This is a genomic window from Kitasatospora sp. NPDC127067 (assembly GCF_042724755.1).
In the GTDB taxonomy this organism is placed as follows: Bacteria; Actinomycetota; Actinomycetes; order Streptomycetales; family Streptomycetaceae; genus Kitasatospora; species Kitasatospora lactacystinica.
Window position 1 is genome coordinate 1 of record NZ_JBHXEM010000118.1, and the last position, 17,320, is coordinate 17,320.

The 17,320-nt window shown below is 70.9% G+C and carries 19 protein-coding genes; 10 read left to right on the forward strand and 9 right to left on the reverse strand.

Annotation, left to right across the window (positions count from 1 at the left end):
• Positions 1–29: 29 nt before the first annotated feature.
• The 4 genes from ACFWJ4_RS32840 to ACFWJ4_RS32855 all read right to left on the reverse strand — a co-directional run bounded on the left by ACFWJ4_RS32840 (position 30) and on the right by ACFWJ4_RS32855 (position 3,787).
• Complete coding sequence (locus tag ACFWJ4_RS32840; RefSeq protein WP_380550657.1) at positions 30–509, reverse strand: hypothetical protein; 480 nt, start codon at positions 507–509, stop codon at positions 30–32.
• Positions 510–1,330: 821 nt separating this feature from the next.
• Positions 1,331–2,341 (reverse strand): YihY/virulence factor BrkB family protein, encoded by a 1,011-nt coding sequence (locus ACFWJ4_RS32845; RefSeq protein WP_380550660.1) that lies wholly within the window; start codon positions 2,339–2,341, stop codon positions 1,331–1,333.
• Positions 2,342–2,449: 108 nt separating this feature from the next.
• The gene (locus ACFWJ4_RS32850; RefSeq protein WP_359904024.1) at positions 2,450–3,337 is read right to left on the reverse strand and encodes a Rieske (2Fe-2S) protein; all 888 of its coding nucleotides are present in this window, start codon (positions 3,335–3,337) and stop codon (positions 2,450–2,452) included.
• 255 nt (positions 3,338–3,592) lie between these two features.
• Complete coding sequence (locus tag ACFWJ4_RS32855) at positions 3,593–3,787, reverse strand: hypothetical protein (protein ID WP_359904027.1); 195 nt, start codon at positions 3,785–3,787, stop codon at positions 3,593–3,595.
• A gap of 109 nt (positions 3,788–3,896) precedes the next feature.
• On the opposite strand from ACFWJ4_RS32855, the gene ACFWJ4_RS32860 reads away from it, so the two are divergent.
• Both ACFWJ4_RS32860 and ACFWJ4_RS32865 read left to right on the forward strand, forming a co-directional pair.
• A complete protein-coding gene (locus tag ACFWJ4_RS32860) occupies positions 3,897–4,259 on the forward strand; it encodes a helix-turn-helix domain-containing protein (RefSeq protein ID WP_359904030.1) in 363 nt (120 codons plus the stop codon).
• Between the two features lie 255 nt (positions 4,260–4,514).
• Positions 4,515–4,940, forward strand: coding sequence for an STAS domain-containing protein (locus ACFWJ4_RS32865; protein WP_380550663.1), 426 nt, complete (start codon positions 4,515–4,517; stop codon positions 4,938–4,940).
• A 403-nt stretch (positions 4,941–5,343) separates the two neighbouring features.
• Here the strand turns inward: ACFWJ4_RS32865 and ACFWJ4_RS32870 are convergent, their stop codons facing one another.
• Positions 5,344–5,766, reverse strand: coding sequence for an SsgA family sporulation/cell division regulator (locus tag ACFWJ4_RS32870; protein WP_359904036.1), 423 nt, complete (start codon positions 5,764–5,766; stop codon positions 5,344–5,346).
• A 479-nt stretch (positions 5,767–6,245) separates the two neighbouring features.
• Here ACFWJ4_RS32870 and ACFWJ4_RS32875 point away from each other — a divergent pair, with 479 nt between their 5' ends.
• From ACFWJ4_RS32875 to ACFWJ4_RS32885, 3 genes are all read left to right on the forward strand, one after another.
• On the forward strand, positions 6,246–6,500 hold the full coding sequence (locus ACFWJ4_RS32875; RefSeq protein WP_359904039.1) for a hypothetical protein: 255 nt from the start codon (positions 6,246–6,248) through the stop codon (positions 6,498–6,500).
• A gap of 448 nt (positions 6,501–6,948) precedes the next feature.
• Positions 6,949–7,293, forward strand: coding sequence for a hypothetical protein (locus tag ACFWJ4_RS32880; protein ID WP_359904042.1), 345 nt, complete (start codon positions 6,949–6,951; stop codon positions 7,291–7,293).
• A 293-nt stretch (positions 7,294–7,586) separates the two neighbouring features.
• Entirely contained in the window at positions 7,587–8,129 is a 543-nt protein-coding gene (locus ACFWJ4_RS32885; protein ID WP_380550665.1) for a DUF6328 family protein, read from the forward strand.
• Between the two features lie 322 nt (positions 8,130–8,451).
• On the opposite strand, the gene ACFWJ4_RS32890 is transcribed toward ACFWJ4_RS32885, so the two are convergent.
• The 4 genes from ACFWJ4_RS32890 to ACFWJ4_RS32905 all read right to left on the reverse strand — a co-directional run bounded on the left by ACFWJ4_RS32890 (position 8,452) and on the right by ACFWJ4_RS32905 (position 12,305).
• The gene (locus ACFWJ4_RS32890; RefSeq protein ID WP_359904048.1) at positions 8,452–10,083 is read right to left on the reverse strand and encodes an NAD(P)/FAD-dependent oxidoreductase; all 1,632 of its coding nucleotides are present in this window, start codon (positions 10,081–10,083) and stop codon (positions 8,452–8,454) included.
• Complete coding sequence (locus ACFWJ4_RS32895) at positions 10,065–10,559, reverse strand: SRPBCC family protein (RefSeq protein WP_359904051.1); 495 nt, start codon at positions 10,557–10,559, stop codon at positions 10,065–10,067. Before ACFWJ4_RS32895 ends, ACFWJ4_RS32890 begins: the two co-directional genes overlap by 19 nt.
• Positions 10,560–11,313: 754 nt before the next feature.
• The gene (locus ACFWJ4_RS32900) at positions 11,314–11,469 is read right to left on the reverse strand and encodes a DUF6131 family protein (protein ID WP_380460921.1); all 156 of its coding nucleotides are present in this window, start codon (positions 11,467–11,469) and stop codon (positions 11,314–11,316) included.
• Between the two features lie 104 nt (positions 11,470–11,573).
• Complete coding sequence (locus ACFWJ4_RS32905; protein WP_359904056.1) at positions 11,574–12,305, reverse strand: TetR/AcrR family transcriptional regulator C-terminal domain-containing protein; 732 nt, start codon at positions 12,303–12,305, stop codon at positions 11,574–11,576.
• A gap of 124 nt (positions 12,306–12,429) precedes the next feature.
• Here ACFWJ4_RS32905 and ACFWJ4_RS32910 point away from each other — a divergent pair, with 124 nt between their 5' ends.
• The 5 genes from ACFWJ4_RS32910 (at position 12,430) to ACFWJ4_RS32930 (ending at position 17,210) form a co-directional block, all read left to right on the forward strand.
• Positions 12,430–12,966 (forward strand): hypothetical protein, encoded by a 537-nt coding sequence (locus tag ACFWJ4_RS32910; protein ID WP_359904059.1) that lies wholly within the window; start codon positions 12,430–12,432, stop codon positions 12,964–12,966.
• Positions 12,967–13,019: 53 nt separating this feature from the next.
• Entirely contained in the window at positions 13,020–13,193 is a 174-nt protein-coding gene (locus tag ACFWJ4_RS32915) for a CsbD family protein (RefSeq protein WP_359904062.1), read from the forward strand.
• Positions 13,194–13,318: 125 nt separating this feature from the next.
• The gene (locus tag ACFWJ4_RS32920; RefSeq protein WP_380351560.1) at positions 13,319–13,468 is read left to right on the forward strand and encodes a hypothetical protein; all 150 of its coding nucleotides are present in this window, start codon (positions 13,319–13,321) and stop codon (positions 13,466–13,468) included.
• Positions 13,469–13,800: 332 nt separating this feature from the next.
• Complete coding sequence (locus ACFWJ4_RS32925) at positions 13,801–15,972, forward strand: catalase (RefSeq protein WP_380550668.1); 2,172 nt, start codon at positions 13,801–13,803, stop codon at positions 15,970–15,972.
• A gap of 281 nt (positions 15,973–16,253) precedes the next feature.
• Entirely contained in the window at positions 16,254–17,210 is a 957-nt protein-coding gene (locus tag ACFWJ4_RS32930) for a TIGR03557 family F420-dependent LLM class oxidoreductase (RefSeq protein WP_380550671.1), read from the forward strand.
• Positions 17,211–17,320 lie beyond the last annotated feature (110 nt).

Sequence of the window (17,320 nt, forward strand, 5' to 3'; positions counted from 1 at the left end):
ACCAAGCTCCAGCCGCCCTTCTCCGTCCGTCAGGACTCCTCGACCGCCCGCCGGATCAACGGCATCGCCTTCTCCACGTCCGCCGACGAAGCGATCCGCACCTCCAGGTGCCCGACGCCGCGCACGTCCCGGGTGAAGGCCTCCTCCGGCTCCACCGAGTCCGGCTCCAACCGCAGGTACACCAGCAGGGCCCCGTGCCCCGGCCGGAACACGACCGAGGCCACGTTCAGGATCCGCCGGTAGGCGATGTAGTGCTTCAGCACCACCACCTCCAGCTCACCAGCCGCCGCCAGCACCTCATCCAGCTCGTCGTACAGTTCCTGCATTCGTCCAGGCACCTCCACCTGCGACGCCTCCACTGGCACCGCGACCGCCTCCGGCTCGGCATGCACCTCACCGACCGGCTCGGCCGGTACCGGAGACGGGGAATCGATGAAGCCCGGGACCGTCTCGACCAGCTGCAACGTCAGCAGGGCCGGTCCGAGAACCCGGTAGCGCACCAGGTTCAAGCGATGCCTCCGCTGGTGAAGCGAAGCCCCGGCCCGGATGTGACGCGAGAACTCGGCTGCGACACAGATCGCCCGAGGCCGCCGCCAGTCGATCGTCTCCACCACCTCGGCACCCAGGCGTCTGCGTACCAGCGCCTCGAACTCGTGCCCGATGCGCCAGAAGCCAGACGAGGTAGGACGTTGCCTGCGTGATCACCCCGGAGTCCCGGCCGCGCTTGAACTCGATGATTACCGGTACGCCGTTCTCGTCGAATCCCAGCGTGTCCGAGGCAACTGTTGCGCCAGCTGGTCCGAATGCCACCGCGCGCGTGCGGTACCGGGAGCAGCAGCCACCGTGGGGAGGTGGACATTGTCGTCGTACTGGAACCGGACACGCCGAGCAACGTCCGGGTCCTCCAAACCGACCACACGCCCTCGGACCCCGAGCAGCCGGTGCGCCGCGCGCACAGGGGGCCGCCGAGCCCTCGAGCGCCTGCGGCTCCCTCACCATGTGCGGCCTGGACACCGCCGGAATGATCCTCGCTCCACACCGGTCCACCCCTGACCGGCCACGTTGGCACACCTGCAGCACATGCCACACCCCCGCCGCTGACACCGTCACCGGTACCCACCACGTGTGAGGCGAGCGGGTCGGCTGGCGGTCAGGCCGCGAGCGCCAGCGCACTGCCCCCTTGGCCGCTGCCCCGGCTCCGCGTGACGACGGGCTCGATCTTGTGTACGGATCGTCCCCGGCTTTTCCTGGTATGAGGTCAATCGTCGGCCAGCACGGTTCTGACAGTGTGATCCCCGGATCCTCGCATCCGGCAGGGCGGCGAGGGTCGTCATCCCCCGGGGGGTCGACCCGCGGTCCCGTCGTCGTTGGCGTCCGGTCGTGGGTCGTCGTCGCTGAAGGCGACGTCGACTTGCTGTTCGGGGCGGCGTTCCTCTTGGTGGGCGATTGCGCTCAGCACCTGTTCGTCGGCGTCGGTGAGCGGTGGCTGGAGCAGGCTGCGCGGCCACAGGCGGCGGGCGAGGACGACGTTGGTCTCGGCGGCGTACACGGTGATCTCCGCAGCGAGGAAGAGCCAGGAGAGCAGGCCGATCACGGTGGCGAAGAAGCCGTAGACCTGCCCGGCGTGGCGCAGCTCGTGCACGACGAGCAGGGAGCCGAAGGCCTGGAGGACGGTGAACAGCGGGCCCGCGACCGCGCAGCCCGGCCATAGCGCGCGCGTGGGGATCGTCCGGGGGGTGAGCACGCGGAAGCAGGCCAGGCACAGGGCGGCGTTCAGGAGCGCGGAGACGATCAGACCGCCGATGCGGGCGGCGGGCCCGCCGAGGGAGGCAGCGACGACCGATGCGGCCCCGGTGCCGAGTACCAGGCCGGAGCCGAGCACGAGTAGGAGCAGGAGGCTGCGGACCAGGCGCGGCCAGTAGCCCGGCCGGCGCACGCCGGGGACGTTCCAGATCTCGGCCATGGCGTGCTGGAGCACCTGCGCGATGCCGAGTGCTCCGTAGAGCATGAACAGCATGCCGACGGCCAGGGCGAACCCACTTCCCTGGAGGGAGTGGACGTTCTGGCGGAGTTGGTCGCCGATGATCGGGAAGTCGGCCAGGGCGGAGTTGAGGACGGACTGCTGTGCGCCGGGGCTGCCGTGCAGGACGAATCCGAGGACGGTGCTGAGCAGGAGGAGCAGCGGGATCAGGGCGAGGAAGCCGTAGTAGGTGATGAGCGCGGCGAGTAGTCCGCCGCGGTCGTCGCCGTACTTCTTGATCACGCCGAGGACCATGGCGGTGGGCCGGTGGCGCTGCTGGTAGCCGTCCACCGCGCGCAGTGCGCGTTCGACCGGGTTCATGTCGTCCTCCTCCGCGTGGCGGGCGCGCGGATCCGCCACGGATCGGGCCCGCGCGGGTGCGTTTGCCCGTTGGGCCGATCCGTACACCGTGTGGACGTGGACGGCTGGTCAGCCGGCGCCGGGCAGTCGTGCCTCCAGGTACCCGGAGAGCAATCGGGTCTCGAACACTGGCTGCGGTGAGGTGGCCGGGCCGCTCGCGACCTCGCCGTCACGCAGGCGGAACTCGCTGCCGTGCCACGGGCAGCGCAGGCAGCCGTCGGCCACTGTGCCGTCGGCGAGCGGGCCGGACAGGTGGGCGCAGCGCTCCGCGAGCACGTGGCAGCGCTCGCCCTCGCGGACGACGACCACGGGCAGGTCGCCGGCCATCCTGCGGACGGGTTCGCCCGGTGGGAAGTCGTCGACCGGGCCGAGTCCGACCCAGTCGGCGGGCGCGAGTCGGGGCGCGGCGGCGGCCCGGTTGGGGCCGGCGGCCTGTCCGTAGGCCAGGTGGCCGCCGAGGACGCCGCCGCCCGAGATGGCGGCGAGCCCCGTCAGGCCGAGCAGTCGGCCGCGGGCGCGTCGGCCCCGGCAGCGGGCCAGCAGCGAGCCGGCGTACAGCAGCACGCCGGTCGTGTTGGCAAGAGCGTGGACCAGGCCCGTGCGGCGGCGCGGCGGGTCGAGCCGGGCCCAGTCCACCCAGCCGGACAGCGCGGTCGGCACGGCCGTCAGCAGTCCGGTGGCGACGAGTGCGTCGGCCGACCGCTGGGCGCCCGGAGTGAAGTCCAGCAGGCCTGCCGATGTCCAGCAGCCGATGGGCAGCTGAACCAGGCCCGGGTGGAGCGGGTGGCCGAGCCACACGCCGCGTAGGGCGTCGCGGTACGGCCCGAGGGGGAGAGCTTCCACCGCGTCGGCGAGCTTCCCGGACGGGAGGTCGAGGACCTCCCAGTGCGCCGGTGCGTCGAGCGTGCGGCGCAGTCGACGGGACCACCGGCGGTCGTGCAGAGCTGAAACGTCCATGCCGGGCGGCTTGCCGGACGCCGGGAGGCCAAACCCCGCCCGGGTGTCTGTTGAGCCGATCCGGTATTTGGGCAAAAATCCCGTAAGTCACTGGCCACAACAAAGACCTGGACCCCGTGAATCCTCGCCACAGCGATGTGGCCCCGTCCGGCTTACGTCCGGTGACCCGATCGTGGACTGTCAGCGTTTGGGGCCTGCTCGCGGTCGCCTACGCGCTCGCCCCTGCTGGACTGGGATATCTGGGCGTCACCAGGCTTATCGACCCGCAGGTCTCCACAGCTGCCTTCCGATGGCGCAGGCGAGGCGGCGGCGGTCGTGGCGTAGGTTGGAGCGCAGGGTGGACACGGGGGTGCCGAGGAAGTCGGCGGCCTTCTGGTCGTCCAGGTCGAGGCAGTACCGGAGTACCACGCTGTCGTGCTGTTTCTCGGGGACACCTGCCTGCAGCAACAACTGGTCGGCTCCTCCGAAGGTGGCGGCCTGCGGGGGCGTCGGACGGGCCGGGAATCAAGTATCACGAATCGGGTATGACGAATCCGGAATCCGGGTTCATACTTGTGGTGTGTCGAGCGACGAGCGGGAGCCGCGCACGAGCTGGACGTTCCTGACGCAGCATGCCCGTGTCCTGTTGATGATCTCGCGCAACACGGAGGTACGCCTGCGGGATCTCGCGGTGATGTGCGGTGTGACGGAGCGGGCGGTGCAGGCGATCGTCACTGATCTGGAGAGCGCCGGTTATCTGACCCGCACCCGCCACGGGCGCCGCAACCACTACCACGTCGTGCACGACACGTTCTTCCGTCACCCCGCCGAGGCCGGGCACGAGATCGCCGGGTTTCTGGACTTGTTCGCGGATCTCCAGCCCGGTTCCGGCCCCGCCCCAAGCACTCGCCCCGGTGATCACCATGACCAGGAACGCCCCTGATTCCCGAACCCGCCGCCCGCAGCCCCCCACCTTGCCGTGCTCCCGCCGGGGGATCCCGCGAAGCGGGCTCCTCGAGCGCGCCGAGAATCCGGCGGGACGCCGACCCGGCGGTCGGACCGCGCCCGTCCCCGCGTGAAGGCGGTGGGTTCCGTGAACAGCCCGCCCGATCCCCTCCGTCACGACGACTGCCCCCACGCCGCGCGGACCGGCGCACGGCCGCTGAGAGTCGTCGACACGACGCTCCCCGGCACGGCCGTGATCGTCCAGGTCCAGGGCGACGTCGATCAGGAAACCCGCCGCACCCTGGACGACGCCCTGGCCGAGGCGATCACCGCCCGCCCGCCGCTCCTGGTGGTCGACCTCGCCGGCCTCGCCTTCTGCTACTCGGCGTGCGTCAACGCCCTGCTCGCCGCCCGTCTGAACGCGATTGCCGCCGGGATCGAGATGGTGCTGGCCGCCGCGAGACCGCAAACCATACGGGTCCTGACGCTCACCGAGACCGACCGGCTCTTCACCCTCCACGACAGTGTCCGCTCCGCACTGGCCGGCGGCGACGCCGCCGACCGGCAGACCGGCTTAGCGGCAGTCATGCTTACCGCTTCGCGCTACGTAGGGGTCGTCGGTCCGCAGAGGGCCGGGCAGCTCCAGGGCTCGCTGGACGGTCCCGGCCACCGAGGCTAAACCTGCCGGATCCGTGGCCAGCGGACCCTCGTCGCAGCGCGCGTCGTCGAAGGCGGATCCCCAGTAGACCCAGCAGGTCGCGACCCACAAGCGATCGGGGTCTGCGGCGGGGGCGAAGCGGGCGTAGAACTCGGCGATGTTGGTGGCGGTGGTCCGGGTACGGGAGCCCGCGGTCGGGCACAGCCCTGTCCGGTCGACGCAGGCTTGGGCCCGCCGCTCGACGGCGTCGGCCTCCGGATGGATGGCGGCCGGGACGGGGCAGTAGAACGGCAGGGTGTCGAGACCGGGGGTGCTCACGGCTCCTCGGTGTGCCGTGGCTGGCGGGCGCGTCGTCTCACGCGCTGCGGTGGACGGTGGTGGTGGCGACGCGGCGCAGGACGGAGACGACCTCGGTGGGGTGCGATCAGTCGGCTGCGCGCAGCCGGGCGAGGGCGGAGTCGATATCAAGGTGGTCGGCTTCCGATCCGGCGGGCACCAGGGTGAATGAGTCTGTGAGGAAGGCGGCCACGGCGTCCTCCGGGGCGCTGAGCACCGCCCGGCCGTCGGGGCCCTGCAGGGTGATGAGGACTTCGCCGGCCGATCCGGGGCCGATCTTGACGTCCCCGGTGCCGGTGGGGACGTGGCGCCCCTCGTTCAGCAGATCCCGGCTGAAGTACCAGCACACCTCGGCGTTGGAGCCGGTGCAGTCGCACGGGGTCAGCGGGAACACCAGGCATGCCGCATATGGGAGGGCCGTGTCGAAGCGGAGCTCCACGTCGACCGGGACGTCGGGCAGCGGGCTGTCGGGGAACGTGACGGGCATCGGGCGGACAGCGGACTTCTGCATCGGATCACCCTCCTGCGACGGCTTTGTGCGTCGGCCTCCGGTGGGCCGACGCGTGCCAACGCGCCTACCCCAGCGTCCACCCGCCAGTCGGCAGGCCAGATATCTGCACAACTCCCTTGCTTTCGCGGCGCGTTGCCTGTCTCCGCCACATAGCGACGCCCGATCGGCCGGGACGGGGACTTGCGCGCCGAAGCCCTCTGCAGCGCTGGTTCTTCGCCTGCGGGTGGTGCCACGAGCACACCGCCATCTCGGACTGCCGGCCTGTTGAGTGGATGCACTCCCGGAGGGCAGATCCTCCGGCGGACAGCTTCTGATCACGGGCCTGTGGGAAACGACGGGGCAGAGCCGCTGCGTGGATCGTCTCCGCTGATGTGTGGTGGCATGCTCGGATGATTGCGTCTTGTGTAGGGAGGGAGTTTGCTGATTCTTGTGCCGTCCGCGCTGGAGCGGCGTCCGGGCGGGGCCCGGTGAGGGGCTGGGTGATCGGGGCTGTCGGCGAACCAGGCGAGTGGAAGCGGCTGCTGGTGGTGCTCACCGACGGTCGGCGGCTGGTGACCGGGGAGATCTCCGAGCTGGTGCGGGCGGAGTTCGGGGTGCTGGTCGCCAGGCGGCTTCGGCAGCCGCATCCGGGCGCGCGGTCGGTGGTGCGCTGGTTGCATCCGGTGCTGGCCGTCGTCGTCGAGCTGGAGGCCGGGCAGGTACGCCGGATCGCGGTGCCTGCGGAAAACGACTGAGCGATCGCTGGGGGCAGCGCGCGGTTGTGCTCCGGCGTGCCGCCGCAGCGCGAAAGAGCCGTTCAGAGTGGGGCCTGCGGAGCGTTCGAGGCGGGGGAGGTGACGCAGTTCAGCCAGCGGTGGTGGAGGAGGAGGCATGCGAATTCGATGTCGCCCGCCTTCACCAGGGTGGGCGTGACCGTTGGAACAGGTCGGTGGCGAGCCGGGCCGTCGCCGGTCTGCGTTCGCTGGACGGGACCGTGCCGACACCGGCGAGGCCCCTGAGTGCGGCCTGTCGACGGGCTTGGCGCAGGACTGCTGAGGCGGTGCAGGGCTCGGCCTCTGGGTCACTGCCTGGCAGGGTGGCTCACCCGGTTGCGCCGCATCCGATAGCCCGGAACCTTGCCGGTCCACTGTCCGGCTGTCGAGCCCGGCGGCGGGTGGCCGCGAGTCGTCGTAGGTTGCGGGCATGACCAGTGATGAGACGACGATCCCGGCCGTGGGAGTGCGTCCGCTGGACGAGGTGTTCGACGCGATCGAGACCGTCCATCGGCGCCCCCAGCCTTGGGGCGGGTTCGACCACGGGGTCCTGGAGGCCTACCGGTGGGCCTCCGGAGCCCAGATTGCGGCACCGGTCACCGCTGCCGCCGCGCTCGGGAGCATCGGGCCGTGCCGGGCACAGCTGTTGGCCGAATGCCAGGCTGCCGCGGTCCGCCTGCGCGATGCCCTGGAAGAACGCACGGACGCCGCCTACGCCCTGGGCGTCTACCGGGCGCTGGCGTGGCTGTGCGGCCACCACGAGGACCGCCCCTGACTTGCGGCCCTCAGTAACCAGTGCCCGTCCTGGCCACCCCGCCGCAGGAGCCGCCTGGTGCCCAGCCTGATCACCCGCTCCGGTGGGGAAGCCGGCCCTCCTGTGCCGAGGTGCCGGTGAACGCCACATCCGGCGGCGTGGAACGCACCATCAGGTGCTTCCCCTCTGGATCCTGTTCCGGGTCGCTGCCGGCTTCACCCGTCTCCATCGCCCGCCCCATGGCGAGGAACTGTTGGGCGTACGGGTCCGGGCCAACCGCTACAAGTACCGCCCGTAGGCGGAAGGAGGAATCGTTGACGAGGTACGACGGCGCGCCGGGCCGCGACGAGACGCCCCAGCAGCGGGCCGACCGGCTCTGGAACGAGATGCTCCAGGAAGTCCGTGTGTGCCAGACCGGCGCGCAGATCCTCTTCGGATTCCTCATCGGCGTGGCCTTCACCCCGCGCTTCGCCGCCCTGTCCGACTTCGACAGGAACCTCTACGTCGCCACCGTCGTCCTCGGCGCCGTCGCCACCGGCGCCCTGATCGCGCCCGTGGCCTTCCACCGCTTCCTCACCGGCCACGGCATGAAACCCGAACTCATCCACGTCGCCAGTCGCCTCATCGCCATCGGACTCACCACCCTCGCCCTGACCATCGCCGCCGCGCTGCTGCTCCTGCTGCGCACCGCAACCGGCAGCCCGGCCGCCGCCTGGGGCCTCAGCGCCGCCTGTCTGCTCTGGTTTGCTACCAGCTGGCTCGTCCTGCCCCAGGTCGTGCTTCGTCGCACGGCCGCCCGCCGGGCGGCCGTGTCCGAGCACGGCGACCCCGGCGGCGGTGGCCGACCCCCGCGATGACAGCCCTGCTGTCCCGGCCCGCAGCTCTCCGGTCGGCTTCCCCCTCCTGCCGGGGGCCACCCCGGGAGACCGGATGGCTGGGGCAGAGGGGAACCGGTGACGTTGGAGATCTCGTCGGTGATGTACGACATCTCAGGCGGGACGAGGAACACGTAGGAGAGGGCCCTCGCAGAGGCTGGGCCAGGCGGCTCGTCGGTGACTGCTCGCTGAAGTGTCTGGCCTTCCCCGACACGTGGTCGCGTGTGCGTCGGACTCGGCTGTGGTCGGCCCACCCGGGCCGCGGGTCCCGTCTCGGCCTCCCGTCCGCCCGGCGGCCACCGTCTCACCTCCCACCCGGGTCGGCCAGGGCCCGCTGGGCGCCGGCCAGCGCGGGCCGCAGCAGCCGACCGGTCACGGCTCCCTGGGCGCGCAGCGCGGCGCGGGCGGCGTTCGCGCCGCAGGCACCGTGCACGCCACCGCCCGGGTGGGCCGAGGCGGAAGCGAGGTAGAGCCGCTGGATGGGGGTCTCGGGCCGCCCGGTGCCGGGTACCGGGCGCAGCAGCGCCTGCTGGTGGAGGGCTGCGGTACCGCCGTTGATCGCCCCGCCGACCAGGTTCTGGTCCAGCTGTTCCAGCGCCGGCGGGGTGAGCACGCGTCGGGCCTGGATCCGGTCGGCGAAGCCGGGGGCGAAGCGTTCGACCTGTGCCTCCATGCGGTGGGCGATGGCTTCGCTTTCCTTGCCGTCCCAGCACCCGGAGATGCCGTCGGGCCCGAGGTCGTCGACGATGCGCTGGGGGACGTGGGTGTACATCCAGGCCGATTCGGTGCCCGCGGGCGAGCGGGACGGGTCGGCGGTGGTCATCTGGCCGAGCAGCCCGAAGGGGCGGGCCGGCAGACGGCCGGTGCTGACCTGGAGTGCGTAGTCGCTCAGTTCCGTCCAGGTCGCCCCGAGGTGGACGGTGCCGGCCTGGTGTGCGGACTCGGCGATCCAGGGGATCGGCGCGTCGAGGGCCCAGTCGACCTTGACGGTCGAGAAGTCCCACTGGAAGCGGCGCACGGCGTCGCGGAATCCGGAGGGCAGATGACCTCCCTGGACCAGGCGGCCGTACAGGTGCGGGGCGGGCACGTCGGCGAGCACGGCTCTGCGCGCGCGGACGTACTCGCCCTGGGCGGTGCGGATGCCCAGCGCGCGCCCGGCGCGGACGACGACCTCGCTGACCGGGGTGTCGCAGTGGATCGTGCCGCCGCGCGATTCCAGGCGCCGCACCAGGGCGTCGCTGAGGGCGCGGGCGCCGCCGACCGGTACCGGCCAGCCGTACTGCTCGCCGAGCATGGCCATGAGCCAGCCGAAGGCGGCACTGCCCGGCGATTCGGGCAGCAGGTCGGCGTGCAGCGCGCAGCCGGCCAGCAGCAGACCCAGCCCCTCCCGGTCGAACTCCTCGTCGGCCAGCCGTCGTACCGGGAGCGCAGCGAAGCGGGCCAGCCGCAGCAGGCCCGGTGCCCGAAGACGCGCCGCGAGCGTGAGCCCGGCGCGTACCGGCGGGAACGGCGCGAACATCGCTCCTACCAGGCACGGGTCCAGGTCCTGCCACAGCTGTGACAGCCGTCGCCAGGCGAGCGCGTCCGGCCGGCCGAAGTTCCGTTCGAAGCCGTCGATGTTCGCCTCCGGTCCACGCTGCAACTGGGCGCAGCGCCCGTCGGGCAGGGGATGGGCGAGAACGATCGGTGCGTGGCTCCAGGCGAGGCCGTGCTCCTCCAGGCGCAGGGCCGCGATCACCGGCGAGGCGGCGGCCAGCGGGTAGAACGAGCTGAACAGGTCGCTGACGTAGTCGGGGTGGACGCCGCGGTCGCTGCGGACAGCGCCGCCGGCCCGGTCCTGGGCCTCCAGCACCTCCACTTTCCAGCCGGCGTCGGCCAGCACGTTCGCGGCGACCAGGCCGTTCGGCCCGGCCCCGATCACGACGGCGTCGGCCATGACGGACCTCCCCCCGACGCGGACGCTTCCAGGTCGGCCGCCCGGCGCGCCTCCTCGACCGTGCGGGCGAGGCAGGCGAGCATCCGGCGGTGGCGCAGATCCAGCACCAGGTCCGTGGCTGCCGAGTGGAGGCTTCCGCTCAGGCCCCGCAGCGGGTGCTCGTCGACGATCACCAGGGTGGCGTCGCCCCATGCGATCAGCTCGATGGCGATCCGGACGGTGCCGAGCCGCCCGGCGAAAGCCTCCAGTTCCAGCCGGTGCCCGCTGTCGCACACACGTACAACGGTGCGGCCTTCGAAGTGGCACGGGCCGACGCCGACTGTGTAGCGCAGGCTCGACCCGACCGCGGGCCACCGGCCCCCACCCGGGCGGGTCCGCTCCGTGCCTGGTACCCAGCGGCCGTACGCGGCCGGATCGCCCAACACGCTCCACACCGCCTGCGGGGCCCGCTCGATCAGGACGTGTCTCACAGCCATTGACTTCGCTCCTTCTGTCCGGTCCTCTACGGATCACCCGCCCCTCGACAGGCGCATACCCGACGAATGCCCCTGAATGCGACACGCGTACCCACCCGTTTTCCGCCGCCGGGCACCGCCACCCGTTCCACCGGAACCTCGACCGGTCGCCGCCGGGCGCTCGTCCAGGGCGGCGACTGTGCTGCGCCCGGCATGCCTGGAGCGCAAGACGGACGGCACGTGGCGCAAGACGGTGGAGGACAACGCGGCGCCAGGCACTGGCCGCGGACCGGCCGTTCGTCATCGACTTCCGCGCCGACCCGGCGGTGCCAACCGATCCCGCCGCACGCCACCTGGGACCAGATCAAGGTCGCTGCCCTGTCGGTGCTCAGGGGCGACAGCGACCGAGATCGGTGGTCCAGCAGGATGCTGAGGGCGCCTTCCTGCTGTGCGGATTCGTCATGGCCCTGGCCGAGCACCAGCAGCACAACGACGTGGAAGCGGTGCGCGGGTTCGAACGCAACCGTGCCACGTGTGGTCCGCCCGGCCTCTACGCGAGGAGTTCGATGTCGCCCAGCGCCAGCTGTGCGGCAACCTGCCTCGGGCGTTCGTCCACGGGTTGATGCTCGAAGCCGCCGCCACGCTCGCACCCGGTCATGAGCCCGCTGTGATCCTCCGCACCCGGATGCTGCAGCGGCGCGACGATGCCGCCAGCCAATCGACGCCCAGCAGGACCGGGCTGCCCTCACAGGGACAATGGCTGGTCCGCTGGGGTCTACCAGTAGTGGCGGCGGCCGCCGACCTCGTGGCCGACTGCGCCCATGATCCACAGGATGAGGCCGATGAGGGCCAAGACGATGCCGATGGTCCACAGGATGCCGATTCCGGTGACGAATCCGATGACGAGGAGGATGACTCCGAGGACGATCACAATGGGCTCCGTTTCTTCGCCCCCCTTTTTCCGATGCGGTCCTTCGCCGATGCGGAGGAAATGCTGCACCTTGCTTCGCGGGTGCCCGGTTTGGGGATGCCGTATCAGCCGCGATGGCGTGATTCCCGGGTTCGGCGCACCTGAGGTGTGGTCGCCAGGCCGGCGAGGAGGATGTCGAGGCCGCTTTCCAGCTCGGCGGCTCCGTCGTAGGAAGCGAGAGGGCCGGCGAGACCGCGCAGGAGAGGAAACTCGGCTATAGGCAGCCGGTACAGGCCCAGGCGCAGCAGGTCGTCCGTCTCGTCGGGGTTGTCAACGAGTTCCTGCAGCTCGTTGAGGACGTGGCCGTGCAGCAGCCCGAACAGTGCGCGGTAGACGTGAAGCGCGTCGGCGCCGCTGAAGCCGGAGCGGGTGAGCATGGCGAGGATGGCCTCCAGCAGGCGCAGGGTGCTGCGAGGCCGCAGAGCAAGCGGGGTGGCCAGCGGGCGGGTGACCATGAGCGGCACGACGTTGGGGTGGGCCAGGGCGAGCCGACGGTAGCGGCGGGCTACGGTACGAAGTTGGGCGGCCCAGTCGGGATCGGTGGGGTCCTCCAGCGTGAGCTGGCCGAGGACCATATCGGTGACGCCGTCGAGCAGAGTCGCCTTGTTCGCCGCGTGGCGGTACAGACTCATCGGGTCGTGGCCGAGCGCACGTGCCAGACGACGCATGGACAGTTTCTCGATGCCCTCGCGGTCGATGATCTCCAGCGCGCAAGCCAGCATCCGTTCCCGGCTGAGCCTGTCCTTCAGAGGCGGATCGCCGTCCCGGACCGCCGGGGCGACCGGAGGAGGGACCACATCGGCACCTTCTCTCGCTGCGCGTGAGTACCGGTGACCAAGTTCGTAGACCTACGGTGTGGACACCAGTCTAGTCCGGGAGTTGACTGTAGTCATACGACGTAGATCCGTTGGGGAGTACGTCATGATCATCGTTCTCGGACTCATACTCCTGGTCGCCGCGGCCGTTGTCGCCGTGGCCGGAGTCGTCGGCAATGCCGGCAGCGGACACACGCTCACCAACGCGTTCACGGTGTTCGGAGAGCACATGAACGGCTCGACCGGCACGTTGTTCCTCTACGGCATCGTCGTCGGGGCCGTGGGAGTGCTGGGCCTCTGCCTCCTGCTGGCCGGCGCGCGCCGCGGCGCCACCGCACGCCACGCACTGCACCGCTCCCGCCGGGAAACGGCGGCTGTGAGCAGGCGACGCGACGAGGTGGTCGAGCAGCGCGACGCCGCCCGCGCGCAGGCGGCATCGGCCGTCCAGGACCGCGACGGCCTTGTCGCGGAGCGCGACACGATCGCCCAGCAGCGGGACGACCTCGTCCGTAGGCAGGAGCCGACCAGCGAGCACACAGCGGGTCTTCGCCTCAATCCGATGTCGCAGGGCGAAGGCGAACCCGCGTCCGGCAAAGGGCACCACAGACCGCACCTCCTCGGGCGCGGCCTCGGGCACCGGTAGGCCCCCTACGCCCCGCGAGAGGCACCGACGGACATCACGAAAGGCAGCTAGTCATGGGCATCGGCAAGAAGGCCGCCCACAAGGCCGAAGCGGTCAAGGGCGGCGTGAAGAAGAACGTCGGACGCGCCACCGGCGACCGCGCCCTCGAGGCAGAAGGCCGCGGCGACCAGATCAAGGGCAACCTCAAGCAGGCCGGCGCCAAGGTCAAGGACGCGTTCAAGCACTGAGGCCGGACCGCGACGATCCCGTCCCGCCCGCCCCACCGCGGCGCGATACGGAATCCAGGGGGCTCCGACAGCGGACTCAACTCATCAACGGAGTTGAGTCCGCTGTCGTGAATCGAGGAACGATCATGGTGACGGTCCTGCTCGTACTGCTGTGCCTGGTCCTGCCGTGGCTCGCGGTGCTCATCAAGGACGGCCCGAGCATCAAGGTCTCTGGGCGCTCCTCCTTCAGCTGTGCGGCCACGTACCCGGCGTCATCCACGGCATCTACCAGGTAGTGAAGGACTGACCGGGACGCGCCCGCTCTCGACGGCCGCCTCCGGGTACATCCCCCGGTTGGTCCACAGTCGCGTGGGCAACCCGGCGCACAGCCCCCGATGCGGTACGGGCCCGCAGGGCTGCGGTGTTCGCCGGGCCCGGTCGGCCCTCGGTCGGACCGACGCTCGAAGGCTCGACGTGCCCGGGTGCGGCCTCGGGCTGCGGAGCCGCTCCGACACCCCTAGGCTCCCAGCTGGGCGTGCCGGCTTTGAGCCGCTGGCGGGCAGCCGCGACCCGCAGCGCGGGCGGCCGCGAGCTGCCTCGTACAGGTCCCAGGACGGAGAGCGTTGAGATGACCATCAATCCCGGACCGCCTGAAGGACGCCCCCATGCGCCTCTTGTCACCGAGGCTCCCGATCCGGGCCGTCCTTCGCGGGGGGAGCGTGATGCCAAGGACATCGCGCTGGACGCCTTCCGGGCCCCGGAGCCGGACGGTGCGCTTACCACCGACCAGGGAGTGCGGGTCGACGACACGGACAACTCCCTGACCGTCGGCGACCGTGGCCCGACGTTGCTGGAGGACTTCCACCTGCGGGAGAAGCTCACCCGCTTCGACCACGAGCGCATTCCCGAGCGGGTGGTGCATGCTCGCGGTGCCGGCGCGTACGGCTTCTTCGAACCCTACGAGTCGCTGGCCGAGTTCACCTGCGCCGACTTCCTCCAGGAGGCCGGGCGCCGGACCCCGGTGTTCGTTCGCTTCTCGACCGTCCAGGGCCCGCGCGGCTCCGCCGACACGGTGCGCGACGTCCGCGGCTTCGCCACCAAGTTCTACACCAGGCAAGGCAATTACGACCTGGTCGGCAACAACATGCCGGTGTTCTTCATCCAGGACGCGATCAAGTTCCCCGACTTCGTGCACGCGGTGAAGATGGAGCCGCACAACGAGATCCCCACCGGCGGCACCGCACATGACACGTTCTGGGACTTCTGTTCGCTGCAGCCCGAGTCCACCCACATGCTGATGTGGGCGATGTCGGATCGGGCGATCCCACGCAGCTTCCGGATGATGCAGGGCTTCGGCGTGCACACCTTCCGCCTCGTGACCGCCGAGGGGCGCGCCACCTTCGTCAAGTTCCACTGGAAGCCGAAACTCGGCGTCGCATGCCAGGTCTGGGACGAGGCCCAGATCACTGCCGGACGCGACCCCGACTTCCACCGCCGCGACCTGTGGGAGGCGATCGAGGCCGGCGAGTTCCCGGAGTGGGAACTCGGCGTCCAGCTGATCCCGGAGGAGGACGAGTTCTCGTTCCCGTTCGATCTGCTGGACCCGACGAAGCTGGTGCCGGAGGAACTCGTGCCGGTGCGGCCGGTCGGCCGGATGGTCCTCGACCGCAACCCGGAGAACTTCTTCGCCGAGACCGAGCAGGTCGCCTTCCACACCGCCAACATCGTTCCCGGCATCGACTTCACCAACGACCCGCTGCTGCAGGGTCGCAACTTCTCCTACCTGGACACTCAGTTGATCCGCCTGGGCGGTCCCAACTTCTCCCAGCTGCCGGTCAACCGCCCGCTCGCCGAGGTGCGCACCAACCAGCGCGACGGCTACGGCCAGCAGGTGATCCACTCCGGGACGAGTTACGCGCCGAACTCGGTCGGCGGCGGATGCCCGGCCACCCTGGGCGGCGGGCGCCTTGCCGAGGGGGTGTTCGAGCACTACCAGGAGCGTGTCGACGGGCAGGCGATCCGCCGGCGCAGTCCGAGCTTCGCCGACCACTACGGCCAGGCCGCGCTGTTCTGGCGCAGCATGGCCGACTGGGAGCAGAGGCACATCATCGCCGCGTTCTCCTTCGAGCTCGGCAAGGTCGGGGACCAGGCCGTGCGGCGCCGGATGGTCGCCAACCTGATCCGCGTGGACCAGGAACTGGCTGTGGAGGTCGCCCGCCGCATCGGCGAACCCGAGCCCGCGCCCGAGCCCGCACCGGACCGGTCCACCGGCAACCGCGAGGCCGGAGCAGCGGGGGAGCGGGTCTCGCCCGCGCTGAGCCTGGAGAACCTGCGCGGCCACGGCATCCGTACCCGCAAGGTCGCCGTCCTGGTGGCGCAGGGCGTGGACGCCGTCCAGGTGCGGGCCGCGCGCACCGCCCTGCAGGCCGAGGGCGCCACGGTGGAGACCCTGGCCCGGTACGGCGGGAGCGTGGCCGGCAGCGACGGCCAAGACGTGGAGGTCGAGCGGGCGTTGGCGACCACCGCCTCGGTGCTGTACGACGCCGTGGTCGTCCCGGACGGCGCAGAGGACGCGCTCGTCGTGGATCCGGACGCCGTCCGGTTCGTCAACGAGGCACTGCGGCACGGCAAACCGGTGGCCGCGCTCGGCGCCGGCACGGCGCTCGTGCGCGCCGCAGGGGACCGCGAGGCGGAGCACCTCGCCGGGGTTGCCCTGTGCGGCCCGGGCCGGCAGCCCGGCGCCTCGTTCTGGGAGGACTTCGTCCACCTGATCCAACAGCACCGGTTCCCGCAGCGCTGAACCCGAGCCCGAATCGCCCGCGTGACCTGCCCAGGAGGAGTTCCGGTCCCGCTGCGCGGGCAGGCCCGGACCTACGGGGGCCAACTGGCCGTCCGCACTCGTCAGGGCGAGGCCGGTGAGCGCTGCCCGTTCGCCGGCTTAACCCGTTCGCGGTCGATTCCGTCGGCCTTGCGGCGCTGTCAGGGAGTACTCGAAGGACCTTCGGCCTAGCGTGGTGGCGGCAGTGCCCGAGTGGCCGCAACCCGAAGCGGGGAGGACGTTCACGAAGGAGCAGATCCCGATTGACCGAGTACGGCTACTTCCTGTCGTGTGAGGAGTTCACCCCCGCGGAGCTGATCGACCAGGGCCGCCGCGCGCAGCAGGCCGGGTTCACCCGGTTGGCGGTCTCCGATCACTTCCATCCGTGGGACGACGCACAGGGCAACAGCGCGTTCGTGTGGTCGGTGATCGGGGCGTTGTCGCAGGCCGTCTCGCTGCCGGTCACCACGCTGGTGACCTGTCCGACGGTGCGGCTGCATCCGGCGGTGACCGCGCAGGCCGCCGCCACATCCAGCGTTCTGCTGGATGGGCGCTTCGCTCTCGGCGTCGGGACGGGGGAGGCGTTGAACGAGCACGTTCACGGCGATGCGTGGCCGTCGTTCGAGGTGCGGGCCGAGATGCTGGAGGAGGCCGTCGAGGTGATGCGCAAGTTGTTCACCGGTGAACCGGTCAGCCACCGCGGCCGGCACTACACCGTCGACAACGCCCGCCTCTACACTGCCCCCGACCAGCCGCTGCCGGTGTACGTTTCCGCCTTCGGGCCGAAGGCCGCCGAACTGGCCGGCCGGATCGGGGACGGGTTCGTCACCATGACCCCGGACGCCGACCTCGTGGGTTCGTTCCGCGAGGCCGGGGGCCAGGGCAAGAAGGTGGTGGGCGGTGTGAAGGTGTGCTGGAGCAGCAACCGGGAAGCGGCCGTGGACGTGGTGCACCGGCTGTGGCCGACCGAGCTGCTGCCCGGCGAGCTCGCCCAACTCCTGCCCAGCCCGGCGCACTTCGAACAGGCAAGTCAGCTCGTCACGCGCGACATGATCGCCGACGCGGTCGCCTGCGGCGACGATGTGGAGCAGCACGTGGAGACAGTGCGCGCATATGCGCGCGCCGGGTTCGACGAGGTCTACGTCGGGCAGGTCGGCCCCGACCAGGAGGTCTTCTTCGACGCCTACCGTGAGCTGGTCCTGCCCGCCCTGAACTGCTGACCCGGGGCTGTCCAACTCCTCTGGCCACGTAGAACCGAGTACGCACAGGGGCGAGGCCCCGCTACAGGGCCCGGTCCCGGCGGTTGGCACCTTCGGGTTCAGATACCTCC